Annotated in this window: 22 protein-coding genes, 1 tRNA gene and 1 pseudogene; 7 read left to right on the top strand and 17 right to left on the bottom strand. The window is 68.0% G+C overall.

Features of this window, described 5'->3' with window-relative positions:
• Nucleotides 1-11: 11 nt before the first annotated feature.
• Entirely contained in the window at nucleotides 12-1,355 is a 1,344-nt protein-coding gene (locus tag VE759_RS22655) for a M20/M25/M40 family metallo-hydrolase (RefSeq protein ID WP_324936626.1), read from the bottom strand.
• Between the two features lie 77 nt (nucleotides 1,356-1,432).
• Between VE759_RS22655 and VE759_RS22650 the strand changes: the two genes are divergently transcribed.
• The 5 genes from VE759_RS22650 (at nucleotide 1,433) to nagA (ending at nucleotide 6,219) form a co-directional block, all read left to right on the top strand.
• A tRNA-Leu gene (locus tag VE759_RS22650) sits at nucleotides 1,433-1,518 on the top strand.
• 189 nt (nucleotides 1,519-1,707) lie between these two features.
• The gene (locus tag VE759_RS22645) at nucleotides 1,708-3,111 is read left to right on the top strand and encodes a sugar porter family MFS transporter (protein ID WP_324936624.1); all 1,404 of its coding nucleotides are present in this window, start codon (nucleotides 1,708-1,710) and stop codon (nucleotides 3,109-3,111) included.
• Nucleotides 3,108-4,016: an N-acetylglucosamine kinase gene (locus VE759_RS22640; protein WP_324936622.1), complete on the top strand. Its 909-nt coding sequence runs from the start codon at nucleotides 3,108-3,110 to the stop codon at nucleotides 4,014-4,016. The genes VE759_RS22645 and VE759_RS22640 overlap by 4 nt, the downstream gene beginning before the upstream one ends.
• A 35-nt stretch (nucleotides 4,017-4,051) precedes the next feature.
• Complete coding sequence (locus VE759_RS22635) at nucleotides 4,052-5,071, top strand: SIS domain-containing protein (protein ID WP_324936706.1); 1,020 nt, start codon at nucleotides 4,052-4,054, stop codon at nucleotides 5,069-5,071.
• Nucleotides 5,068-6,219 carry an N-acetylglucosamine-6-phosphate deacetylase gene (nagA, locus tag VE759_RS22630; RefSeq protein ID WP_324936620.1) on the top strand — a complete coding sequence of 384 codons (1,152 nt, stop codon included), beginning with the start codon at nucleotides 5,068-5,070 and terminating at the stop codon, nucleotides 6,217-6,219. The genes VE759_RS22635 and nagA overlap by 4 nt, the downstream gene beginning before the upstream one ends.
• Before the next feature lie 66 nt (nucleotides 6,220-6,285).
• Here nagA and VE759_RS22625 read toward each other — a convergent pair whose 3' ends face one another.
• The 4 genes and pseudogenes from VE759_RS22625 to VE759_RS22615 form a co-directional block, all read right to left on the bottom strand.
• Nucleotides 6,286-6,468 (bottom strand): hypothetical protein, encoded by a 183-nt coding sequence (locus VE759_RS22625; RefSeq protein ID WP_324936618.1) that lies wholly within the window; start codon nucleotides 6,466-6,468, stop codon nucleotides 6,286-6,288.
• A gap of 11 nt (nucleotides 6,469-6,479) precedes the next feature.
• Nucleotides 6,480-7,979: an amino acid permease gene (locus tag VE759_RS22620; RefSeq protein WP_324936617.1), complete on the bottom strand. Its 1,500-nt coding sequence runs from the start codon at nucleotides 7,977-7,979 to the stop codon at nucleotides 6,480-6,482.
• Nucleotides 7,980-8,052: 73 nt separating this feature from the next.
• Nucleotides 8,053-8,214 (bottom strand): annotated as a pseudogene (locus tag VE759_RS22975) (hypothetical protein); the annotation flags it as partial.
• Between the two features lie 39 nt (nucleotides 8,215-8,253).
• Nucleotides 8,254-8,643, bottom strand: coding sequence for a DUF2784 domain-containing protein (locus VE759_RS22615; RefSeq protein ID WP_324936616.1), 390 nt, complete (start codon nucleotides 8,641-8,643; stop codon nucleotides 8,254-8,256).
• A gap of 15 nt (nucleotides 8,644-8,658) precedes the next feature.
• On the opposite strand from VE759_RS22615, the gene VE759_RS22610 reads away from it, so the two are divergent.
• A complete protein-coding gene (locus VE759_RS22610; protein ID WP_324936615.1) occupies nucleotides 8,659-9,885 on the top strand; it encodes a serine hydrolase domain-containing protein in 1,227 nt (408 codons plus the stop codon).
• A gap of 84 nt (nucleotides 9,886-9,969) precedes the next feature.
• On the top strand, nucleotides 9,970-10,659 hold the full coding sequence (locus tag VE759_RS22605; RefSeq protein WP_324936613.1) for a phosphoribosyltransferase: 690 nt from the start codon (nucleotides 9,970-9,972) through the stop codon (nucleotides 10,657-10,659).
• An 8-nt stretch (nucleotides 10,660-10,667) separates the two neighbouring features.
• On the opposite strand, the gene VE759_RS22600 is transcribed toward VE759_RS22605, so the two are convergent.
• The 12 genes from VE759_RS22600 to murD all read right to left on the bottom strand — a co-directional run bounded on the left by VE759_RS22600 (nucleotide 10,668) and on the right by murD (nucleotide 22,749).
• The gene (locus tag VE759_RS22600) at nucleotides 10,668-11,015 is read right to left on the bottom strand and encodes a DUF308 domain-containing protein (RefSeq protein WP_324936611.1); all 348 of its coding nucleotides are present in this window, start codon (nucleotides 11,013-11,015) and stop codon (nucleotides 10,668-10,670) included.
• A gap of 46 nt (nucleotides 11,016-11,061) precedes the next feature.
• The gene (locus VE759_RS22595; protein ID WP_324936610.1) at nucleotides 11,062-11,865 is read right to left on the bottom strand and encodes a DivIVA domain-containing protein; all 804 of its coding nucleotides are present in this window, start codon (nucleotides 11,863-11,865) and stop codon (nucleotides 11,062-11,064) included.
• Nucleotides 11,866-12,090: 225 nt separating this feature from the next.
• The gene (locus VE759_RS22590; RefSeq protein WP_324936608.1) at nucleotides 12,091-12,381 is read right to left on the bottom strand and encodes a YggT family protein; all 291 of its coding nucleotides are present in this window, start codon (nucleotides 12,379-12,381) and stop codon (nucleotides 12,091-12,093) included.
• A gap of 144 nt (nucleotides 12,382-12,525) precedes the next feature.
• Nucleotides 12,526-13,164: a cell division protein SepF gene (locus VE759_RS22585; RefSeq protein ID WP_324936606.1), complete on the bottom strand. Its 639-nt coding sequence runs from the start codon at nucleotides 13,162-13,164 to the stop codon at nucleotides 12,526-12,528.
• A 55-nt stretch (nucleotides 13,165-13,219) separates the two neighbouring features.
• Nucleotides 13,220-13,966: a YggS family pyridoxal phosphate-dependent enzyme gene (locus VE759_RS22580; protein ID WP_324936604.1), complete on the bottom strand. Its 747-nt coding sequence runs from the start codon at nucleotides 13,964-13,966 to the stop codon at nucleotides 13,220-13,222.
• Complete coding sequence (pgeF, locus tag VE759_RS22575) at nucleotides 13,954-14,661, bottom strand: peptidoglycan editing factor PgeF (protein ID WP_324936603.1); 708 nt, start codon at nucleotides 14,659-14,661, stop codon at nucleotides 13,954-13,956. Before pgeF ends, VE759_RS22580 begins: the two co-directional genes overlap by 13 nt.
• Before the next feature lie 39 nt (nucleotides 14,662-14,700).
• Nucleotides 14,701-15,828, bottom strand: coding sequence for a cell division protein FtsZ (ftsZ, locus tag VE759_RS22570; protein WP_324936602.1), 1,128 nt, complete (start codon nucleotides 15,826-15,828; stop codon nucleotides 14,701-14,703).
• Between the two features lie 187 nt (nucleotides 15,829-16,015).
• Nucleotides 16,016-16,918: a cell division protein FtsQ/DivIB gene (locus VE759_RS22565; RefSeq protein ID WP_324936600.1), complete on the bottom strand. Its 903-nt coding sequence runs from the start codon at nucleotides 16,916-16,918 to the stop codon at nucleotides 16,016-16,018.
• Entirely contained in the window at nucleotides 16,915-18,453 is a 1,539-nt protein-coding gene (gene murC, locus VE759_RS22560) for a UDP-N-acetylmuramate--L-alanine ligase (protein ID WP_324936598.1), read from the bottom strand. Before murC ends, VE759_RS22565 begins: the two co-directional genes overlap by 4 nt.
• Complete coding sequence (murG, locus tag VE759_RS22555) at nucleotides 18,450-19,547, bottom strand: undecaprenyldiphospho-muramoylpentapeptide beta-N-acetylglucosaminyltransferase (RefSeq protein WP_414687983.1); 1,098 nt, start codon at nucleotides 19,545-19,547, stop codon at nucleotides 18,450-18,452. Before murG ends, murC begins: the two co-directional genes overlap by 4 nt.
• Before the next feature lie 8 nt (nucleotides 19,548-19,555).
• Complete coding sequence (gene ftsW, locus VE759_RS22550; protein WP_324936596.1) at nucleotides 19,556-21,256, bottom strand: putative lipid II flippase FtsW; 1,701 nt, start codon at nucleotides 21,254-21,256, stop codon at nucleotides 19,556-19,558.
• Nucleotides 21,257-21,264: 8 nt separating this feature from the next.
• Nucleotides 21,265-22,749, bottom strand: a complete 1,485-nt coding sequence (murD, locus tag VE759_RS22545) for a UDP-N-acetylmuramoyl-L-alanine--D-glutamate ligase (protein ID WP_324936595.1) — start codon at nucleotides 22,747-22,749, stop codon at nucleotides 21,265-21,267.
• Between the last annotated feature and the right edge of the window lies 1 nt (nucleotide 22,750).

Below are 22,750 nucleotides of genomic sequence, written 5' to 3'. Positions count from 1 at the left end.
TTCCTCCTTGGTCAGCAGTGGGTCAGAAAGTGTTCCAGCACCTTGGTGCCGAATTGAAGCGCATCAACGGGTACCCGCTCATCGACGCCGTGGAACAGAGCCGTGAAATCCAACTCGGGTGGAAGCCGCAGCGGAGCGAATCCGAAGCAACGAATTCCCAAGCGGGCGAACGCCTTTGCGTCGGTACCACCCGAGAGCATGTAGGGCACGGTGCGCGCGTCGGGATCGACGGCCAGGATCGCGGCGTTCATTGCATCCACCAGCTCGCCGTCGAAGGTGGTCTCATAGGAGGGCAGTTCGGTGATCCACTCGCGAGTGACGCTTGGGCCGATCAACTCGTCGACTTCCCGCTCGAACGCGGCCTGCCGCCCCGGCAAGATTCGGCAGTCGACGACCCCCTCCGCCGTGGCGGGTATGACATTGGCCTTGTAGCCGGCCTTCAGCATCGTCGGGTTGGCGGTGTCGCGCAGTGTGGCGCCGACGACGCGTGCGATTGGTCCCAGCTTTTCGATTGCTCCATCCAGGTCGGGGGACTCCACGTCGAAGGTGTACCCGGTCTCCTCGGTGATCGCGTCCAGAAACTGCGTGACGGCGTCGGTCATCACCAGCGGGAAGCGATGGCGGCCAAGCCGTGCGACCGCCTCGGCGACCGCGGTGACGGCGTTCTCGTCGTGCAGCATCGAGCCGTGCCCGGCGCGGCTGCGGGCGAAGAGCCGCATCCACATCATCGATTTCTCGGCGGTTTCGATCAGATACAGTCTGCGTTCGCCACCGTCGCGGGTCGGAATCGTCAGCGAGAAGCCGCCGACCTCCCCGATCGCCTCGGTGACGCCGTCGAACAGGTCCGCCCGGTTGTCGACGAGCCACTGACAGCCATACTTTCCGCCGGCCTCCTCGTCAGAGACGAACGCGAATACCAAATCACGCGGCGGGACGATGTCATTGCGTTTGAAGTGCCGGGCCACGGCGAGCGTCATCCCGACCATGTCCTTCATGTCGACGGCCCCGCGGCCCCACACGTAGCCATCCTCGACCGCACCGGAGAACGGATGCACGGTCCAGTCGGCGGGCTCGGCGGGCACCACGTCGAGGTGTCCGTGCACCATCAGCGCCCCGCGGCTGGAGTCGGCGCCGGGCAGCCGCGCGAACACGTTGCCCCGCCCCGCGCGCCCCGCCTCAACATATTCGGTCTCATAGCCGACCTCGGCCAGGCGTTCGGCCACCCAGTGCGCGCACTCCCGCTCACCCTTGGTGGTCTCCGGCTCGCCGGTGTTGGTGGTGTCGAACCGGATCAGCGCGCTGACGAGGCCGACCACCTCGTCGACGGGACGGGTCACAGTGTTTCTTCCTACCATTGGAGGTGAGCGGAGGGTTTGGGTCCGGGTACCTGGATCCGATAGCCTTAGCTGCCCAACCCGCATGGTTGGTACAGGTCCGAGTGGCGGAATGGCAGACGCGCTAGCTTGAGGTGCTAGTGCCCTATTAACGGGCGTGGGGGTTCAAGTCCCCCCTCGGACACAATTCTTCTCGCGGGTCCGGCAGCGTGGGTCCGTTGGTGGTTTGGCCTGCTTCGTCCGCGCCGATCGGTCCAGCGACAAGGTTCCGACACGTGACGAGTTCCTGCAGCGCCACCTTGACCTGGAAGTAGCGCGGCGGATGTGCTTGGTTCGGTGCCGGTGAGGGTTATCTGGAACCGAGAGGATCAACGTGGGCAACACCGAGGAGAGCCGAGCGTCGTCTCGGCTGGCGCTGGTGGTGGGCGTCACCGCGGCAAGCGTCGGCGTCATCTATGGCTATGACCTGTCGAACATCGCGGGCGCGCTGTTGTTCATCACCGACCAGTTCGACCTGACCACCCGGCAGCAGGAGCTGGTGACGACCGCGGTGGTGATCGGCCAGATCGCCGGAGCGATCGGTGCCGGCGTGCTGGCCAACGCGATCGGGCGAAAGAAGTCGATGGTGCTGGTCGCGGCGACCTATGCGGCGTTCGCGTTGCTCAGCGCGTTGGCGGTGTCGGTGCCGATGCTTCTGGTGGCGCGGTTCCTGCTCGGCGTCACGATCGGGGTGTCGGTCGTGGTCGTTCCGGTTTTCGTGGCCGAGTCGGCGCCGGCAAGGGTGCGCGGTTCGCTGCTGGTGGCCTATCAGGTGGCCACCGTGGTCGGCATCATCACCGGCTACCTGGCCGCCTACCTGCTCGCCGGCTCGCACAGCTGGCGCTGGATGCTCGGCTTGGCCGCGATACCCGCCTTGTTGGTCATGCTGCTGCTGCTTCGCATGCCCGACACCGCCCGCTGGTACATGCTCAAGGGCCGGGTCGAACAGGCACGCCAAACGCTGCAACGTGTGGATCCGGACACCGACGTCGACCGAGAACTCGCCGAGATTCAGCGCGCGCTGCAGGAGGAAAGCGGCGGCGTGCTCGTGGAGATGCTGCGCCCGCCATACCTGCGGGCAACCATCTTCGTTGTCGCGCTCGGCTTTTTCATCCAGATCACCGGCATCAACGCGATCGTCTACTACAGCCCGCGGCTTTTCGAGGCGATGGGCTTCCAGGGCAACTTCGCCCTGCTGGTGTTGCCCGCACTGGTCCAAGTCGCCGCGCTGGCCGCGGTTTTCGTCTCGCTGCTTCTGGTCGATAGAGTGGGCCGCCGACCGATTCTGTTGTCGGGCATCGGAATGATGATCCTGGCAAACGCTGTGCTGATCGGGGTTTTCCTGTACGGCTCAAACTTCGGCGGCGCGCTCACGGCCGTCGGGTTCTTCGGCGTGCTGCTCTTCACGGTCGGGTTCACGTTCGGCTTCGGCGCGCTGGTGTGGGTTTACGCGGGCGAGAGTTTTCCGTCTCGGCTACGGTCCATGGGATCGAGCGCGATGCTCACGTCGGATCTGGTGGGCAATGCGATCGTCGCCGGCGTCTTCCTGTCCACGTTGAACGCGCTTGGCGGCGCAGGCACTTTCGCTGTGTTCGGCGCGCTTGCGGTGGCGGCGTTCGCATTCGTGTACCGGTTTGCGCCCGAGACCAAGGGCAGGCAACTAGAAGACATCCGGCATTTCTGGGAAAACGCCGGCAAGTGGCCCGCCGAACAGACCACCGTGAGCGAACGGCCGTGACACCCGGCGCCGTCCTCGGACTCGACATCGGCGGCTCCAAGACGCACGGGCTGCGGGCCGAGGACGGCGGCACCGTCGGCGAGGCGCTGGCCGGCAGCGCCAACGTCGCGTCCGTGGGCCCCGCCGAGGCGGGGCGTCAACTCGACGTCATCCTGAAGCGATTGGGCGCCAACGATATTCAAGCGGTTTGCGCGGGCGCGGCCGGCGTGGACACGACGACGACCGAGGCGATGCTGCGGGGTCTGCTGATCGAACGTCTGCCCACCGCACAGATCCGGGTGGTGCACGACACGCAGCTGATCCTGGCCGCGGCCGGCGTCGTCGACGGCATCGCGTTGATTTCCGGCACCGGCTCGGTCGCCTGGGGGCGAAGCGGCGCGCGATGCGCCCGTGCAGGCGGATGGGGCTACCTGCTCGGCGACGAAGGCAGCGGGTACTGGGTGGCTCGCGAAGCCTTGCGACGCAGCCTCGCGCGACTCGACCGCGGTGAACCGGCCGACCGCCTCGCTCAGCGACTGGTGGCCGATTGCGGGCTGCAATCTGCCGGCCAACTCCTCGACCACTTCTACGCTCAGCCGGATCGCCGGTACTGGGCCGGTCGTTCCCAGGTGGTTTTCGCGCTGGCGCGGGACGGCGATCCGACGAGCACCCGGATCGTCGAAGAGGCCGCGGGGGCGCTTGCCGATCTCGCGATTGCTGTCGCCGGCCGGCTGGGGTTGCCCGGTCCCGTCGTGCTTGCCGGCGGGCTCGCCGTGCACCAGCCCACCCTTCAGGAAATCGTGCGCCGACGACTTGCCCAGCGCCATCTCACCGACGTTCGAGTGCTGGCGGTCGACCCGGTCTGCGGCGCCGTCGAACTAGCGCGGCGACTGCTTGAACACCACGACCCCAGGGAGCAACCGTGACCTCGACCGCCGACCTCGACACACCTGGCACGCTGATGGCCGCGGAGATCGCCGAACAACCGCAGGTGTGGCGTCGTTTGCTCGGCGACGGTACCGAGGCGATCCGCGCCGCGGCCGCCCAAATCGCCCGACGGGCACCACGATTCGTGTTGTTCGTTGCCCGCGGCACCAGCGACCATGCGGCGCTGTACGCGAAGTATCTCGTTGAGATCACGCACGCACTTCCGGCCGGTCTTGTCTCGCCGTCAACGATGACCGTCTACGGGGCGCGCCCGGACCTGCGCGACGTGCTCTACATCGCCGTGAGTCAGTCCGGCGGCTCCCCCGACCTGGTGCAATCGGTCGAGGTCGCCCGTCGGCAGCAGGCGCTGACGGTCGCGGTGACCAACAACTCGAGCTCCCCGCTGGCCGAGACGGCCGAGATTCACATCGATGTGCTGGCGGGGCCGGAACGCTCGGTCGCGGCAACCAAGTCGTACACCGCCGAACTTCTCGCGCTGTATCTGTTGCTGGACTTTGGGCGCGGCGGCGACGGTCGCCATGCCGCGCAACTGCCCGACCTCGGCGCGCAGGTGCTGAGTTTCCAGGAGCTCGTTCGCATCGTCGCCCAGCGCTACCGCTTCGCGCAGCGGCTGATTGCTACCGCCCGCGGCTACTCCTACGCCACCGCGCGGGAGGCGGCCCTGAAACTGATGGAGACGTCTTACCTGTCCGCCCAGGCATTTTCCGGCGCGGACCTGTTGCACGGGCCGCTGGCCACCGTGGATCCGCAGGTGCCGGTGCTGGCCGTCGTCCCGGAAGGCGCCGGCGGCGAGGCGATGCTGCCGGTGTTGTCGCGGCTGGCCGAGCGCAACGCCGACGTTTTCGGCGTTGGCGCAGCACCGGCGCTGGAGCGGTTGACGGGTGGGATCACGCTGCCCGGCGGCGTGCCCGAGGAGCTGTCTCCGATGCTGGAAATCCTTCCGCTGCAACAATTGTCGCTGCATTTGGCGATCGCCCGCGGCGGTGATCCCGACAAGCCGCGCGGGCTGCGCAAGGTGACGGAGACGTTGTGACCCTGATCGGCGCTGGCACTGTCGTCCTCGACGGGCAGATCTGCCGACCGGGATGGCTGGACATAGTTGGTCCGCGGGTCACCGCCTGCGGGGCCGGCGCACCGCCCCGCGATGCCGACGTCGATCTTCCCGATGCCGTCGTGGTGCCCGGCTTCGTCGACATGCATGTGCACGGCGGCGGCGGAGCGTCGTACACCGACGGGCGACGGGCGGACATCGCCAGGGCGGTTACCTTCCACCGCGGTCACGGCACGACGACCACGCTGGCCAGCCTGGTCACCGCCGCCCCCGATGCGCTGCTGCACGCCGTCCGGGTGCTAGCCGATATGACCCGGCAGGGCGCTGTCGCCGGCATCCATCTCGAAGGACCGTGGCTGAGCTCGGCACGATGCGGCGCCCACGATAGAAACCTGTTGCGGCCACCGGGTCTCGCAGAAATCGATGCCCTGCTCGCCGCCGGCGACGGCGCGATCCGGATGGTCACGCTGGCTCCCGAGCTTCCCGGAAGCCGCGCGGCGATCAAACGATTTGTCGAGGCCGGCGTCGTGGTCGCGATTGGGCACACCGACGCCACCTACGAAGAGGCCAGGCAGGCAATCAGCGCGGGCGTGACCGTCGGAACCCACGTGTTCAACGCGATGCGGCCGCTACACCACCGCGAGCCCGGACCGGCGTTGGCACTGCTCGAGGATCCCCGGGTGACGTGCGAGCTCATCGCCGACGGCGTTCACCTCCACCCCGCGCTGGTGCGGCAGGTCATCGAAACCGCGGGATCGGACCGGGTCGCGCTGATCACCGACGCCATGGCGGCGGCAGGATTGGCCGACGGCGCATTCCGGCTGGGGGCAGTGGAGGTCGAGGTCGTCGACCACGTGGCCCGGGTGCGCGGGACGTCGACGATCGCCGGCAGCACCGCGACCATGGATCGGCTGTTCCGCACCGCGCTCGAACAATTCGGCTCCGTTGACGACCGAGCATTGCTCGCGGCGGTGCACATGACGTCGGCAACTCCGGCGACGGCGGTCGGGCTCGACCACGTCGGAAGGCTGCGCGCCGGCGTGGACGCCGACCTGGTCGTACTCGACCCAGACCTGCGCGTGGCCGCCGTCATGGCCAAGGGTGACTGGCAGGGTCAGCAGCCGTCATAGTTCATCGACACGTTGACGGCCGGCCCGCCGGTGGCGGTCTCCTTGTAACACGCTGATGGTCACGAGTCAGGACAAGTCGCGGAACGCGAGCGCGAAACCGCCGACCGCAATGGCCGCGGCGACGGCGTAGCCGAGGATCGACCACCAACCGGCGTGCGCGTACGCGGTGACGGCGACGATCGCCATGGCGAGAAACACCATCAGCATTCCGTACAGCGGCGGCCTGGCCGCGTATCGGTTGCGGGTCATCGATTCACCCCTTAGTCGTTCGGGTCCGCGGGTGGGTTGGCCACCACCGGGAATTCGCCGGTGTAGCCGATTCTCTCGCGGGCCACCGCCGTCACCCGGTTGCGCACCAGATACCAGCCGCCGATCAACATCGGGATGAGCACGATGATCGTCGCGACCGTCCAGGTGCCGATCGGCTTGTCGAAGGCCATCAGCACCAGCACCGCGGCCAGGAACACCAGGGTCAGATAGCCGGTGTATGGGGCGAAGGGCATCCGGAATCGGGGCCGCCGCATCTGCCCGGCGTTGCTCAACCGGTGGAGCCGCAGCTGACACAGCACGATAGTGGCCCACGATGCGATGATGCCCAGCGCCGACATGTTGAGCACAATCTCGAACGCCTGGCCCGGGTTGAACGCGTTGAGCACGACACCGAACAGGCAGATCAAACTGGTCAGCACGATGCCGCCGTACGGCACGCCCCGCTTCGACATTCTCGAAGTGAACCTTGGGGCGCTGCCGTTCATCGCCATCGAGCGCAGAATGCGCCCGGTCGAATACAGCCCGGCGTTCAGGCTCGAGAACGCGGCGGTGAGCACGACGATGTTCATCAGATCGCCTGCGCCGCCGAATCCGATCTTCGAAAAGAACGTGACAAACGGGCTCTCGCCGGCCTTGTAGGTGGTGTAGGGCAGCAGCAGTGCCAGCAGGGCGACCGAGCCGACGTAAAAGATCGCGATACGTGCGATCACGGAGTTGATCGCGCGGGGCATGATCTTCTCGGGTTCGGCCGTCTCGCCGGCCGCGGTGCCGACCAATTCGACTGCGGCGTAGGCGAACACGACACCCGACGTCACGATCAGCAGCGGCAGAATCCCGGTCGGGACCAGCCCGCCGTGTCCGGTCCACAGGCTCAACCCCGTGCTTCGGCCGTCGACCTGATAGCGGCCGGCCAAAAAGATGGTTCCGACGACGAGGAACGTCATCAGCGCCAGCACCTTGATCAGGGCCGCCCAAAACTCCATCTCGCCGAACCATCTCACCGAGATCATGTTGACCGACAAAACGGCCACGAGTGCGATCAGCGCAAGAGTCCATTGCGGGACCACGCCGAATAGGTGCCAGTAATGGAAATACGTTGCGATCGCGGTGGTGTCGACGATGGCGGTCATGGCCCAGTTGAGGAAGTACATCCAGCCGACCACGTAAGCGGCCTTCTCGCCGAAGAATTCACGCGCGTACGAGACGAACGAACCCGACGATGGACGGTGCAGCACGAGCTCGCCCAGCGCCCGCAGAATCAAGAAAACGAACACGCCGCACACCGCATACACCAGGAACAACCCCGGCCCCGCCGTGTGGAGCCGCCCGCCCGCGCCGAGGAACAGACCCGTGCCGATCGCCCCGCCGATCGCAATCATCTGCAATTGGCGGGGGCGCAGGCCCTTGTGATAACCCTCGTCCTCGCGGTGAAGGTGTTCGGCGGTTGGCTGCGATGTGGCAGAACCGGGGGTGCTGGGCAGTGTGGCCATCGAATTCCTATGAGTCGTTGTTCGCCTGAATTGTTGTTCGCCCCCGATCCGAGACTAACCGGGCTTAGGCCGACTAGCTGCCAGGCTGTCTGACAGATAGTGGATGAGTGTGGCACGCCGAACCCGCCGCCCACATCGAGTGCATTGCGCTGCAAATCCGTTCCGGCAAAGGCAATCTGCACACCGGACCGTCGGCCACACGTGCCGCATCGAAAACGACGCGATACGATGCGTCGGCGGCGTCAACCTCCGCCCCCGGTCAGCGTGCCGTCAACTACTCCGCCGTCGACTTCCACCACGCCAACCTCCACGCGATGGCCGCCCCGAACCCAAGCCACGAGGCGACGACAATCGCGAAGACGACGACTTGCACGACGCCGACGTAGTTCGCCGGATACAGCACACCGGTGATGTAGTGGTCGATGAAACCTTCCGGTGCCAGCGGCCGCATGCCGGCCCCGCGGCGTGCGCGCTGTTCCAGCCAGGTCAGCGGGCAATCGAATCGCAGCATGACGATGCCCACTCCCCAGACCACGACTGGCACGTGCAGCCAAATGGTCCAGCGCCAGCGCAGCGCAAGGAAACCGCCCACCACCAGATAGGCGAGGAAGGCGAAATGCAGCGCCACAGTGAGGGCAACCGCGATGACGTAAAAGTCCTTCATCTGCCAAGCTCAAGTATGACCGTCGCACGGTGGTTGGGATCGCTGGTTTGTGTTCTCGCCGTTCTGGTCGGCTGCGGATCGCCGAATGAGCCGCCGCCCACCCCGTCCGCCGACCCGGCCAAGGCCGACGCGGTGATGACCATCGTCCGCGACACGATGGCGCAGGCGCACCTGAAGGCGGTGATCGTGCGCGTTACCGCAAACGGCAAGGAGATCGTCACCCGGGCCGTCGGCGACTCGATGAGCGGCGTGCCCGCAACCGCCGACATGCAGTTCCGCAACGGCGCGGTGGCGATCTCGTATGTGTCCACGCTGCTGCTGCGGCTCGTTGACGAGAAGAAGCTGAGCCTCGACGACAAGCTGTCGAAGTGGCTTCCCGATTTCCCACACGCGGACCTGGTGACGCTGGGTCAGCTGGCCCAGATGACGTCCGGATACCCCGACTACGTGCTGGGAAACGACGCGTTCACCGCCGAGCTTTACGCAAACCCGTTCCGCCAGTGGAGCACTCAGGACATACTCGGCCAGATCTCGTCGCGTCCGCTGCTGTACGAGCCGGGCACGAACTGGAACTACGCGCACACCAACTACATACTGCTGGGTCTGGCACTCGAGAAGGCCACCGGCCAGGACATGCGAACGTTATTGCTGGACAAGGTGCTTGCCCCGCTGGGCTTGAAGAGCACCGCCGACTCCGATACCCCGGCGATCCCTTACCCTGCGCTGCACGCGTTCACGTCGGAGCGGCGCGCTTTTCTCAAGATCCCAAGCGGTACACCATTTTACGAGGAGTCAACGTACTGGAACCCGTCCTGGACGATCACCCACGGCGCCATTCAGACCACCAACATCTACGACCTGGAGGCCACCGCGGTCGGCGTTGGCTCGGGCAAGCTGCTCTCCCCGGAGTCGTACAAGAAAATGGTTTCCGCCGATCTTCGCGGCAAGACCCACGTGCAGCCGGGGTGCCCCACGTGCGCGGAAATGAACGACGGCTATACGTATGGGCTGGGCATCGTGATTTCCGGTAACTGGTTGCTGCAGAACCCGCTGTTCGCCGGGTATTCCGCGGTCGAGGCCTACCTGCCGTCGCAGAAGATCGCGATCGCGGTCGCGGCCACCTACGACCCGGCCGCGTTCGACGACCAGGGCAACTACGCCAACTCGGCGGACACCGCCTTCAGGCGCATTGCCGCGGAGGTCGCCCCGGGCGACGCGCCACCGTCACCGCCGGCCAGATAATCGCCGCGACGGCGCCGAAACCCGAGGTCGCGCGGTCGTCGCGTCGTACTCTGGTGGTGTCACGAACACTGAAAGAGCGAGTGCATGGGCAGGTTGGGTGGCTTCCCGCGACACGCTCCGGGACGCACATATCGGGACCGCCGCGAGGCCGGTCAGGTTCTCGCCGAGGCTCTGCAGATCTACCGCGGCAAGAAGGATCTCCTCGTCCTCGGCCTGCCCCGCGGCGGCGTTCCAGTCGCGTGGGAGGTCGCCGCCGGTCTGCGCGCGCCACTGGATGTCTTCGTGGTCAGAAAGCTCGGTGCGCCTCGGTGGCCCGAACTTGCCTTGGGGGCCCTGGCCAGCGGCGGCGGCGTGGTGCGCAACGACGAGGTGGTGCGCAGCCTGCGGATCAGCGACGAGCAACTGCAGACGGTCATCGACCGCGAGACCGAGGAACTTGAGCGCCGCGAGCGCGCGTACCGAGGCGGGCGGCCAGCGCTGGAGCTCGCCGACAAGATCGTCATTCTCGTTGACGACGGGATCGCGACCGGCGCAAGCATGACCGCCGCGGTGCGGGCCATCCGGGCGGCGGGACCCGCGCAGATCGTCGTCGCGGTGCCGGTCGCACCGCCGTCCGCACAGCAGCAGCTGGTCCAGCTCGCCGACGACGTTGTCATGGCCGCGATGCCCTCGTCGTTCATGGCGGTCGGCGAGTACTACGACGACTTCCGCCAGACCAGCGACGACGAAGTGCGCGAACTGCTCCACACCCCGACCATCGAGGCGACCGAATAAGGCCAGCCCTAACCTGAGCCGGACCGGCTGTTGCTCTCGCCGGAGTCCTCGTTCGTCGCGGTCTCCGCGACGGCGTCGTGTTCGGGCTCCGCGGCCGTCGACTCGTCGGGGTATTCGGCGTCGAAGGTTTCGGTCGGTTGATCCGGCTGGGTTTCCTGCGCCGCGGTGTCCTCGTCGGTGCCGGCGGTCTGGGCGTCGCGGCGCTGACGCTCACGCAGTGCGTCCACGATCAACAGCACCACACCGATCACGCTGGCGCCGATGCAGACCCACGCGATGACTTCATTGCTGGTGACGACGGCGGTAACGAGCGCGGCAAGCCCGATGACGGCCATCACCAGCGCGACGATCAGCATCGATCACTCCCTCCACCGAAGGGACGGGCGCTTTCCACCGCAGCGGCTAGTTGTTGCCCCGGTTGAATTGATTAAAGGCGCCGCTGTCGGCGTTCGCACTGGAATCGACGGGAGCGGCCGAGCCGCGCTGACCGAGCTCCTCGAGCTGTGACTCCAGATAGGTCTTCAATCGGGTGCGATATTCGCGTTCGAAGGTTCGCAGTTGCTCGAGGCGACCCTCCAGCACCGTGCGTTGCTGGTTGATGGTGCCCATGATCTCGGAGTGCTTGCGCTCGGCATCGGCCTGCAGCGCGTCGGCCTTTTCCTGCGCCTGCCGCAACTGGGTGTCCGAGCGGCTCTGCGCGTCAGCCAGCATCGCGTCGGCGCGTTGACGGGCCTCGGCGACCGTGGTCTCGGCGGTGTGTCGCGCCTCGTTGAGGATCTGATCCGCGTTCGCCCGAGCGTCGGACAGCAGTTTGTCGGCCTCCGCCCTCGCTGTGCCGGTGAGCCGGTCGGCTGTGTCTTGCGCGAGGCTTAGCACTCGCGCCGCCTTCAGGTTCTGGTCTTCGTCGGCCAGTCCGGGCGCGGGCTGGTGCGGCGGCGGCTCGTAGACGGGCTGCGGTTCGGGCTGCTGCTCATACAGCGGAATCGCTTGCGTCGCACCGGCACCCGCACCCGACTGTGCCGTGCCCAGCTCCTGATCGAGCTCGGCGACGCGCTGCCGAAGATCCGAGTTTTCCTCGATCAGTCGAGTAAGCTCGTTCTCCACAAGATCGAGAAACGCGTCGACCTCGTCCTCGTTGTAACCCCGCTTGCCGATGGGCGGCTTGCTGAAAGCGACATTGTGAACGTCGGCGGGTGTTAGCGGCATTGGCTGCCCCCTCAAGGTCTGGACCGGTCGAGCCTGATCTCGAAGTGTAGACCGATGTGATAGCCGGACTGTAACTGGCGTCCATCCTGTCACATCAGACCCGCCGGTTGCAGGCGAGGACGATAATTAAGAAGTAATTTCAATCTTGCCGCGTCAATTCAGATCGCTCGAAATCGTTGCCCGAGCCGGCCGAGGCATTGCCGCGCCCAGGTTCCGGCCCCGGGTTCAAGCGGCCGCGCCGAAGGCCAGCTGCATGCCGATGAACGCGACCAGCAGCAGCACCATGATCGACAGGTCGAAGCGGATCGCACCGACAGTGAGCTGCGGAATGATGCGCCGCAGCAACTTCACCGGTGGATCGGTGACGGTCATGATGATCTCGAGGATCACCACGGTGAATCCGCGCGGATGCCAGTCGCGGGAAAACGAGCGGATGAACTCCACCACGACCCGAGCGATCAGCAGCAGCCAGAAAACAAACAGGGCAAAACCCAAGATCTCGAAAAACAGCCGCAACTGGCCCTGACCTCACTACCAAATGTGACTTTGACGACACCGCCTGCGGCACGCATCAGACGGCCCTCGCCAGCCTACCGGCGTCGAATCCCGGCCCGCTTCGCTCTCCCCGCGAGCGGCAGGTGCCCCACCCTTTCGACGCCGCTATTGGTAGGCGTAAAAGCCGGCCTCGGCGATGCGCCTGCGTTCCTCGGCGGTGACGTCGATGTCGGCGGGCGACAGCAGGAACACCTTGGTGGCGACCTTGTCGAACGAGCCCCGCAGCCCGAATGCCAGCCCCGCCGCGAAGTCGACTAGCCGCTTGGCGTCGGCGTTGTCCAGCGAAACCAGGTCGATGATCACCGGCGTGCCGTCGCGGAACCGCTCGCCGATGGTGCGCGCCTCGCTGTAGTCCTTCGGGCGCAGCGTGGTGATCTTGGAAAGCGGGCTACCCTCGTCGAACAGCATCGCCATCCGGCGCGGGTCCATCGCCAGGGCGCCACGGGTGGAGCCGCGCAGCGCGCCGAAGCGCGGTGGCCGCTCGAATTCGCGTGGACGGAAGCGCGGCTCGTCGCGGTATCCGCTGCGGTAGCCGCCCGGATAGTCGTCGTCGCCGTCGTAGTCCCGGCCAGCCGGACGGTCGTCGTAGCGGCGGCCGTACCCGTCGTCATCGAACCGGTCGTCGCGGGTACGTCGCGGGTAACCACGCGCTGGACTGCGGTCGTCGTCGTCGTAGTACTCATCGTCGTAGTCCTCCATCGGCGCCATGCCGAAGTAGGCCTTGACCTTGTGCAGCGTACTCATCGCGTTACCCTTCCGGCGGCTGGTGTCGTGATGAACGTGTGACAGGAGTGACTACTCATGGTGACGTTAGCGGTCGTTGCCCCAGTAGCGCGGTACCGACACGCACACAGGTCGAACCGTGTGTCACGGCAATTTCCAGGTCCGCAGACATGCCGGCCGACAATTGCACCGCCTCAGGGTGTGCACGCAGCACCCGGCGGTGCTCGGCGGCCAGCTTTGCGAACTCCTCGTCGGGGTCGGAATCCATCGGCGGAATGCCCATTAGCCCGACCAGTTCAAGGCCATCGCCGGCGGCCACCTGGGCGCAGATCTCATCGACGAGGTCGGGCTTGGAGATGTCGACCCCGCCACGCGACACGTCACCGTCGAGGCTGATCTGCACGTAGACCCGCAGCGCCTCGCTGCGCCTGCCGTCCTCCAGCGCCCGCGCGACGTGGCGCTGCAGCGCAGTGACGACCCGCGCAGTGCTCACCGAGTGCGCGGCGTAGGCCCACTCGGCGATTGAGCGGGCTTTGTTGCGCTGAATGACCCCAACCATGTGCCAACGCACCGGGGCTCGCACCAGCGTCGCAACCTCGGCCGCCTTCGCGGCGGCTTCTTGTTCGCGGGATTCGCCAAAAGATTCGCAACCCAATTGCGAAAGAATCGCCACATCGGTAGCCGGGAAGAATTTCGTGATTGGCAGCAATTCGATTTCGCTGGCATTGCGACCGACAGCCGTTGCGGCGTCTTTCAGTCGCGTTCGAACGGACGCCAACGCATCCGCTAATTGCGCTTGTCTGGCGGCCGTCATTCCATCCATATCAGCGAGGCAAGGCGACCGGTCGGATTGTCCCGACGATGGCTGAACAGGCTGCGGTCGGCGACAGTGCACCGCGGGTCGGCGTCGATGGCCTCGATGCCCAAACCTGTTAATTGGCGGGCGATTCCGGCGCGAAGGTCCAAGGCCGCGGTGCCGTTGGCGCTTGTCGTGCGGCTGCCCGGCAGCGCGGCCTCGACTTCCGCGGCCATTTCCTCGGGCACCTCATAATTACGGCCGCTGACCGCCGGGCCGAGTAGCACCGAGATGTCCTCGGCGTGCGCGCCGGCTGCCCGCATCGCCTCCACGGCGCGCACCACCACACCCTTTTGGGCGCCGACCCGGCCGGCGTGCGCCGCCGCGACGACGCCCGCGCGGGCGTCCGCCATCAATACCGGCACGCAGTCGGCGGTCACCACCGCCAGCGCCAGCCGCGGTGTGGCGGTCACCAGCGCATCGGTGTCGTTGACGGCGCCATCCCGCGGGCCGCCGACCGTCACGACGTGGTCACCGTGCACCTGGTTCATCCAGATGATGCGCTCATCGTCCAGCCCGATTGCGCTCGCTAGGCGTTTCCGGTTGGCTGCCACCGCGGCCGGATCGTCGCCGACGTGGTCGCCGAGGTTGAAGGAGTCGAACGGCGGCGCGGAAACGCCGCCGGCGCGGGTGGTGGTCACCCGCCGCACACGAACGGTCACGGTCTCAAGTATTGCGGTGCGCCGGCGGGCCGCCGCCGATCACTTGCGCATGAACGGCGGCACGTCGACGTCGTCGTCGTCGTCGCCGCCGACCCGCACCGTCGCGCCGTTGGTGTGGCCCGGCACGCTCGCCGCGTCGGCGGGCTCGAACACGGTGGAGGCGACCGCGCCGGCCCGCCCGGCCGCGATACCCGCCCCCACCACCGGCTTGCGGCTCGGGATGCCTGCGTCGAACCCGGCCGCGATGACCGTCACCCGCACCTCGTCGCCCAGCGAGTCGTCGATGACTGTGCCGAAGATGATGTTGGCTTCGGGATGGGCCGCCTCCTGCACCAAGGAGGCGGCCTCATTGATCTCGAAAAGGCCCAGGTCGCTGCCGCCCGCGACGGACATCAGCACGCCCTGCGCGCCTTCCATCGACGCCTCCAGCAGTGGCGAGTTGATGGCGATCTCGGCGGCCTTGAGCGAGCGGCCGTCGCCGCGGGCCGAGCCGATGCCCATCAGCGCGGTGCCCGCCCCGGACATGATGCCCTTGACGTCGGCGAAGTCCACGTTGATCAGGCCCGGCGTCGTGATCAGGTCGGTGATGCCCTGGACCCCGTTGAGCAGCACCTCGTCGGCGCTGCGGAACGCGTCCATCAACGACACGGCGGCGTCGCCCATCTGCAGCAGCCGGTCGTTGGGAATCACGATCAGCGTGTCGCAGCTTTCCCGCAGCGCGGCGATGCCGGCCTCGGCCTGCGTGCTGCGGCGCTTGCCCTCGAACGAGAACGGCCGCGTCACCACGCCGACGGTCAGCGCCCCCAGCTTGCGGGCGATGCTGGCCACCACCGGCGCGCCGCCGGTGCCGGTGCCGCCGCCCTCGCCGGCGGTAACGAATACCATGTCAGCGCCGCGCAGCAGCTCCTCGATCTCGTCCTTGGCGTCCTCGGCGGCCTTGCGCCCGACATCGGGGTCTGCGCCGGCGCCCAGTCCACGGGTGGAGTCGCGCCCGACGTCGAGTTTGACGTCAGCATCGCTCATCAGCAGGGCCTGCGCGTCAGTGTTGATCGCGATGAACTCCACGCCCTTGAGGCCGTGTTCGATCATTCGGTTGACGGCGTTCACGCCACCGCCGCCGATGCCGACGACCTTGATGACGGCGAGGTAATTGTGCGGGGGGGTCATCGATCGCTTTCCTCCCAGTTGGACGTCGGGTGGCGGTCAACCTGGCAAACCCTCAACCTCAACCAGAGGCTTAGAGTTATGTCAAGTTGGTCCGCGCAAACAGAACGGTATGGCCGCCCCGGGTGGTATCCATGCAGGCGCGCCGTGTCGCCGACACATTTTTCGGCCGGTTCCCGGTCACCGATCGCTACTTGACGGTTGGCAAATCCGGGCTGGACACGTCATAGGTGTGGCCCACCTGCGTGAGCAGCGCGGCCAGCTTCTCGGCCTTTTCGTCGGTGCGGTCGGTGGTGCCCCAGATCACCTCACGCCCGTCGGCCAGCGTCAGCGTTATCGACGCGACCGACGGCGCGGCGATGCGGCCGACCTGCCCGGCGACCTCGGGCCGCAGCGAGGTAAGCACTTGCAGCGCCGCCTTGGTCGCCGGATCGCTGGGCCCGGGCGCGTCGACGTCGAGGTACGGCAGGCCGGGCGGCGGCGGTGCGGTCGCGAAATCCACGCCGTCGCGGTCGTAAAGATGCGGGCCGTCGGGAAAATCCTTGACCGTCACCGCGTTTCGCTCGACGATGGTGACCCTCAGCGACGACGGGTATTCGCGCTGCACTCGTACGCTTGCCACGCGCCGGATGGTGGCGACGCGGTCGGCCACCACGTCGGTGTCGATCTGCAGCAGCGGCGTGCCCGGCCGCACGGCGGCCGCCTGCACGACTTCGTCGCGCGGCACTGCCGCGATGCCCTCGACCACGACGTTGCGGGCCGCCATCACCGGCGTGAAATAGAGCAGCAGGCCCAGCCCGACCGCCACCACCGTCAGCAGCACCGCCCACGTCAACACCTTCAGTCCCCGAACGGTGCCCCGCGCGACGGGTTTGGTCTCGCTGCCCGGCAACCGGAATGCCCGGCGCTTGGCCTCGCGACGGGCCTCCTCGATCGCCCTCGCGCGGGCCTCGGCCTCGCGACGTTGCGCGCGCTCGCGTCGGGCACGCCGCCGCGGGCCCTCGAAGTCTTCGGCCTGCTGTCCGGTGGGCGCCCGCGGCCGCCCAGCGGTTGTCTCGGGCGGCGCTTCGCCGGCGAGGTCGGGATCGGTCATCGCCACACCGCCCCCGGCCGACCACCAGGTGAGCTGCGGTTGGCCTTGACCCGCAGCGCAATCAGGATCTCGTTGCCAAGCATCGTGACGTCGCCGGCGCCCATCGTGATCACGACGTCGCCAGGCCGGGCGGCGTCGGCGACCTTGCCGGCCACCGCGGAGAAGTCGGGCACGTAGTGCACCGGGACGCTGACGTGTTCGGCCACCGTCGCGCCGCTGACCCCGGCCAGCGGCTGCTCGCGGGCCGCATAGACGTCTAGCACGAAAACCTCGTCGGCACCGTCGAGCGCCCGACCGAACTCGTCCGCGAAAGCCTCAGTGCGCGAATACAAGTGGGGTTGAAACACCACGATCGCACGGCCGCGCTCGGTGCCGTTCCCGGGGTCGCCCCGCTCCTCCCCCCGAGCCTGATCGAGCATGGTTTTCACCGCGGCCAGAACCGCCCGCACCTCGGTCGGATGGTGTGCATAGTCGTCGAACACCCGCACCGAGTCGGCGCTGCCCACCAACTCGAAGCGCCGCCGCACCCCTTCGAATCCGGCCAGTCCGTCGAGCACGCATTCCGGCTCTGCCCCCGCCTGCACCGCCGCCACCAGCGCGCCGAGCGCGTTGAGCGCCATGTGCCGGCCGGGCACCGACAGCCGCATCACCCGGGGCAGCGACTCGCCGGCCAACTGCACGTGCGCGACCGCGCCGGTGCCCTGCTGCTCCCACGTCAGCAGCACCGCGGCCATAGCGTCCGCCGTTGTTTCCCGGGTCGCGTCGCCGCTGCCCGCGGCCGGGCTGCTGCCGTACCGCAGCACCCGCGCACCGCGGTGTTCGGCACGGGCCGCGAACGCCGCGCCGCCCGCGTCGTCGGTGCAGACGACCAGTGCGCCATCGGGCGCCAGCCGCGCGGTGAAGTCGTCGAACAGCGCGGTGTAGGCCTGCGGGCTGCCGAAGAAATCGAGGTGGTCGACCTCAATGTTGGTGACCACCACGACGTTGGGCGAATACTCCAACAGCGATCCGTCGCTTTCGTCGGCCTCGGCGACGAAATAGTCGCCGCTGCCGTGATGAGCGTTGGTGCCCGCCTCCCCCAGCTCGCCGCCGACCGCGAACGACGGGTCAAGCCCGCAGTGTTGCAGCGCGACAATCAGCATCGACGTCGTCGTGGTCTTGCCGTGCGTGCCGGTCACCATCACCGTGTGGTAGCCCGACATCAACTTGGCCAGCACCACCGGCCGCAGCACGACGGGAATGCCGCGCCGGCGGGCCTCCACCAGTTCCGGGTTGGTCCGCGGGATAGCGGCCTGGGTGGAGATCACCGTCGTCGGCCCGCCCGGCAGCAAGTCCAGCGACGATGGGTCGTGGCCGATGCGGATCACCGCCCCTCTGGCGCGCAACGCCAGCACGCCTCGCGACTCCTTGGCGTCCGACCCGGACACCAGAGCGCCGCGATCAAGCAGGATGCGGGCGATCCCCGACATGCCGGCGCCGCCGATGCCGACCATGTGCACCCGGCTCAGCTCGTCGGGCAGGTTCTGGGCGGTCATGCTCGACCATCCCGCCCGGCGTGGGCGATGTCGAGCGCGACCTGGGCAACCCGCTGGGCGGCGTCGCGGTGGCCGACGAGCGCGGCGGCGGTCGTCATCGCGGTCAGCCGGGGTGCGTCGGTGAGCAGGCCCACGACGGTCTCGGCGATGTAGCCCGGCGTCAGGTCGGCGTCGGAGGCCAGCAGCCCGCCGCCGGCGTTGACCACCGGCAGCGCATTGAGCCGTTGTTCGCCGTTGCCGATCGGCAGCGGCACGTACACCGCGGGCAGCCCGACCGCCGACACCTCGGCCACCGTCATCGCTCCGGACCGGCAGATCGCAAGATCCGCGGCGGCATATGCCAGATCCATCCGGGTCAGATAGGGCACCGCGACGTACGGGGGGTCACCGTCGGCGGGCTCTGGCAGCTCCAGCGTGTTCTTCGGTCCGTGCGCATGCAACACCGAAATACCAGCGGCGGCAAGGTCTTTCGCGGCCGCCGCCACCGCCCGATTGATGGACTGGGCGCCCTGTGAACCGCCGAACACCAACAGCACCAACGCGTTGTCATCGAACCCGAAATGGGCCCGGGCCTCGGCGCGTAGTGACATCCGGTCCAGCCCGGCGATCGCCGTGCGCAGCGGCACGCCCACGACATCGTCGTGTCGCAGCCCGCAGTCGGGCACCGCAGTGAGCACCCGTTGCGCCCAGCGCACGCCGACCCGGTTGGCCAGCCCCGCGCTGGCGTTGGCCTCGTGGATCACCACCGGCACCCGGCGGCGCGCGGCGAGGTAGGCCGGCAGCGCGACATAGCCGCCGAACCCGACGACGACGTCGGCGCTCACGTCGTCGAGCACCACCCTGGTCTGCTTGACGGCCTGCCGTACCCGGGCCGGCAGCCGCACCAGATCGCGGCTCGCCTTGCGCGGCAGCGGCACCGGCGTGATCAGTTCGAGGTGATATCCCCGTTGCGGCACCAGTGATGTCTCGAGTCCCCGCTGGGTGCCCAGCGCGGTGATCCGCACCGCGGGGTCGATGGTCTTCAGCGCGTCAGCGACGGCCATCGCGGGCTCGACGTGGCCCGCCGTCCCGCCCCCGGCGAGAACCACGGAAATACAGTCATTCACCCGTAACGCTGACCTTCCAGACCCCGTGCCCGCCCTCCCGGCGTCCGGCTGCGACGCTGCGCGCCGCGACGCTGTGCGGTTCCATGATGCCCTGAGTGCCTCACCGCTCTCGCGCCCACCTGTGCGTTTACCCGCTTTTTGCGCTGCTGTTTCGCCTGCGGCCTGGGCTGCTTGGATTGCTTGGGCTGCTTCGTCGGCGCGGACCGCGACCGCAGCCGGTCGCGCAGCGCCTCGGCCCGCGTGGGTGAATACGGTTCCGGCAGCCGCAGCCGCAGCAGCCGGTTCATCCGGTCGGAGCGGCCCGCCCGCAGCGCGGCCACGGCTTCCGGTTCGTGGCGCGCCGCGTTGGCGATCACGCCAACCATCAAAAGCGTTGTCGCCGTCGCGGTTCCGCCTGCTGAGATCAGCGGCAGCTGCAGCCCGGTGACCGGAAGCAGGCCGATGACATACCCAACGTTGATGAACGCCTGGCCGAGCACCCACATGGTCGTGGTCGCGGTCAGCAGTCGCAGAAAGGGGTCGGCCGACCGGCGGGCGATGCGCATGCCGGTGTAGGCGAACACCCCAAACAGGCACAGCAGCCCGAACGCCCCGACGAACCCAAGCTCCTCGCCGATGACCGCGAAGATGAAGTCGTTGTGTGCGTTGGGCAGGTAGTTCCATTTCGCGGTGCCCTGGCCGAGGCCATCGCCGAAGACCCCGCCATTGGCCAGCGCGAACTTGGCCTGCCGAGCCTGGTAGCCGGTGTCCTGCGGGTCGGCCCCCGGGTTCAGCCAGGACCGCACCCGGTCGGAGCGGTAGCCCTCCGACACGGCCAGCACGGCCGCGGACGCGAGGGCCGCGAGCAGCGAGCTCAAGAACACGCGCAGCGGCAGGCCGGCATACCACAGCTGGGCCAGCAGGATGATGCCCAGCGAAACCGTCTGCCCGAGGTCGGGCTGAGCGACGATCAAGGCCAGCGTGATCACGGCCGCCGGCACCAACGGTACGAGCATTTCCCGCAGTGAAGCCCGTTCCATCCGCCGGGCGGCGAGCAGGTGTGCCCCCCAGATCGCAAACGCGATCTTGGCCAGCTCCGACGGTTGCATCGAAAAGCCGGCGACGACGAACCAGCCGCGAGACCCGTGGGCCTCCTTACCGATTCCCGGAACCAGCACGAGGACAAGCATCACAACGGTGAGCGCGAACCCGCTGAACGCCAACCGCCGAAGCAGCCGCACCGGCACCCGCAGCGCCGCATAGAACCCGGCCAAACCGATCACCGTCCACAGCACCTGGCGGCCGAAGATCAGCCATGGTGAGCCGTCGTCGTCGTACGACCGCACCCCCGAAGCCGACAGCACCATGATCAGCCCCAGCGAGGTCAGCAACGCGGCGACCGCGATGACGAGGTGGAACGAGGTCATCGGCCGGCCCAGCCACGCGGCAACCCGCACGTGCGGGCCGCGGCGAACCGGCGCGGGCGCCTTCGCCTCGGCGGCTGCGGCCGTCACCTCAGCCTCGGGCGCCGTTACCTCAGCCTCGGGCGCCTTCACCTCGCCGGCAGGCGCCTTCACCTCGCCGGCGGGCGCCCTCACCTCACCGGCGGGCGCTTTTGAATCAGCCTCGGTTGCGGCAGCCGGCTCGGCGCTGTGCTCCTCGGGCACATCGCGGTCCGTCTTGTCCCGGCGCAGCCGCCGGGTCAGCCTGTTGGCCATCGCCGGCCTTACCGCGCCCCGCCGCGCACCGCCGCGGCGAATGCGTCACCGCGGTGTGCGTAGCCGCTGAACTGGTCAAAGGATGCCCCGGCCGGCGCAAGCAGCACCGTGTCGCCCGGCCGAGCCAGACCGCGCGCGGCAGCGACGACCTCGGCCATCAGCCGCTCGCCGACGTCTTCCCCCGATGCCACAACCACACGAGACACAGTTGTCACGTAAGCCTCATTCGCCCCTTCCACCCCATCATCCTCGCCTGTCACAACGGCGACCACGGGGACATCCGGCGCGTGTCGTGCTAACGCGGCGGCTACGACGGCCCGATCCCGGCCCATCAGCACCGCGCCGACCAGCCTATTTGCGATCCGCGCCACCGTCTCGTCCACCGACGCGCCCTTCAGCAGGCCACCGGCCACCCACACCACCCGCGGGTAAGCCGATATCGACGCCTGCGCGGCATGCGGGTTGGTCGCCTTGGAGTCGTCGACGTAGCTGACCCCGTCGAGGACGCCGACAACTTCGGCGCGGTGCGCCCCGACCCGAAACGACGCCAGCGCCTCGGCAATGGCCCCCGGCGGGACGTCCTCGGTGCGGGCCAGCGCCGCCGCGGCCAGCGCGTCGAGCACCCCGACCGGGCCGGCCACCGGAATCGACGCCGTCTCGGCCAACTCCAGATCGTCGGCGAACGCCCGATCGACGAGCTTGCCCGCGCGCACGCCGAGCTCACCGGCCGCCGGCTCACCCAGCCGGAATCCAACCCGCACCGGTGCGGCGGCAACGTCGAGCAGCCCGGCAGCAACCGGATCGTCGAGCCCGACGATTGCGACCCGGCCGTCCAGCACGCGCGCCTTGGCCCGCGCGTAGTCGGCGAACGAGCCGTGCCAGTCCAGGTGGTCTTCGGCGACGTTGAGCACGGCACCGGCCGCGGGCCGCAGCGACGGCGCCCAGTGCAGCTGGAAGCTGGACAGCTCGACGGCCAGCACCTCGGCCGGTTGCGCTAGAAGGTCGAGCACGGGGCTGCCGATGTTGCCGCACAGCACGCTTCGCCGACCGTCGGCGACCAGCATCGCGTGCAGCATCGACGTGGTCGTCGTCTTGCCGTTCGTGCCGGTTACCACCAGCCAGCGTCGCGGCGGCCCATACCGACCGTTGGCATCCAGCCGCCACGCCAGCTCCACGTCGCCCCAGATCGGCACTCCCGCTGCGGCCGCGGCGATCAACACCGGCGCGGTCGGCGCGAAGCCGGGGCTGGTGACCACCAGGTCGAAGTCGCCGATGCGGCCCGCGGCCTCGGCGGTCGTCATTGCCTCGACGGTATCGGCGAATTGCGTGAGTGTAGTTGGGTTGTCGTCACATATCGCGACACGGACGTCGAACGGCGCGACCGCCGCGAGCACCGCGCGGCCGGTAACCCGGGCACCGGCCACCAGCAGCCTGGTGCCGGGTGCCGGCACCGGTAGATCCCCGGGTCGCTGCGCTCCCGCCGGCCGTACCATC

The sequence above is a fragment of the Mycobacterium sp. genome (assembly GCF_035640695.1).
Taxonomy (GTDB): domain Bacteria; phylum Actinomycetota; class Actinomycetes; order Mycobacteriales; family Mycobacteriaceae; genus Mycobacterium.
This window is presented reverse-complemented; position numbering and strand designations above follow the sequence as displayed.

Bases quoted from the DNA above. Each gene is read 5' to 3' on its own strand.
- VE759_RS22600 (WP_324936611.1), bottom strand. From the start codon at position 11,015: ATGCTGATCGTCGCGCTGGTGATGGCCGTCATCGGGCTTGCCGCGCTC.
- VE759_RS22635 (WP_324936706.1), top strand. From the start codon at position 4,052: ATGGCCGCGGAGATCGCCGAACAACCGCAGGTGTGGCGTCGTTTGCTC.
- murC (WP_324936598.1), bottom strand. From the start codon at position 18,453: ATGACCGCCCAGAACCTGCCCGACGAGCTGAGCCGGGTGCACATGGTC.
- ftsW (WP_324936596.1), bottom strand. From the start codon at position 21,256: ATGGCCAACAGGCTGACCCGGCGGCTGCGCCGGGACAAGACGGACCGC.
- VE759_RS22620 (WP_324936617.1), bottom strand. From the start codon at position 7,979: ATGGCCACACTGCCCAGCACCCCCGGTTCTGCCACATCGCAGCCAACC.
- ftsZ (WP_324936602.1), bottom strand. From the start codon at position 15,828: ATGACCCCCCCGCACAATTACCTCGCCGTCATCAAGGTCGTCGGCATC.
- VE759_RS22625 (WP_324936618.1), bottom strand. From the start codon at position 6,468: ATGACCCGCAACCGATACGCGGCCAGGCCGCCGCTGTACGGAATGCTG.
- VE759_RS22585 (WP_324936606.1), bottom strand. From the start codon at position 13,164: ATGAGTACGCTGCACAAGGTCAAGGCCTACTTCGGCATGGCGCCGATG.
- VE759_RS22605 (WP_324936613.1), top strand. From the start codon at position 9,970: ATGGGCAGGTTGGGTGGCTTCCCGCGACACGCTCCGGGACGCACATAT.
- VE759_RS22655 (WP_324936626.1), bottom strand. From the start codon at position 1,355: ATGGTAGGAAGAAACACTGTGACCCGTCCCGTCGACGAGGTGGTCGGC.
- VE759_RS22615 (WP_324936616.1), bottom strand. From the start codon at position 8,643: ATGAAGGACTTTTACGTCATCGCGGTTGCCCTCACTGTGGCGCTGCAT.
- VE759_RS22595 (WP_324936610.1), bottom strand. From the start codon at position 11,865: ATGCCGCTAACACCCGCCGACGTTCACAATGTCGCTTTCAGCAAGCCG.
- VE759_RS22610 (WP_324936615.1), top strand. From the start codon at position 8,659: ATGACCGTCGCACGGTGGTTGGGATCGCTGGTTTGTGTTCTCGCCGTT.
- VE759_RS22565 (WP_324936600.1), bottom strand. From the start codon at position 16,918: ATGACCGATCCCGACCTCGCCGGCGAAGCGCCGCCCGAGACAACCGCT.
- VE759_RS22580 (WP_324936604.1), bottom strand. From the start codon at position 13,966: ATGGATGGAATGACGGCCGCCAGACAAGCGCAATTAGCGGATGCGTTG.
- murD (WP_324936595.1), bottom strand. From the start codon at position 22,749: ATGGTACGGCCGGCGGGAGCGCAGCGACCCGGGGATCTACCGGTGCCG.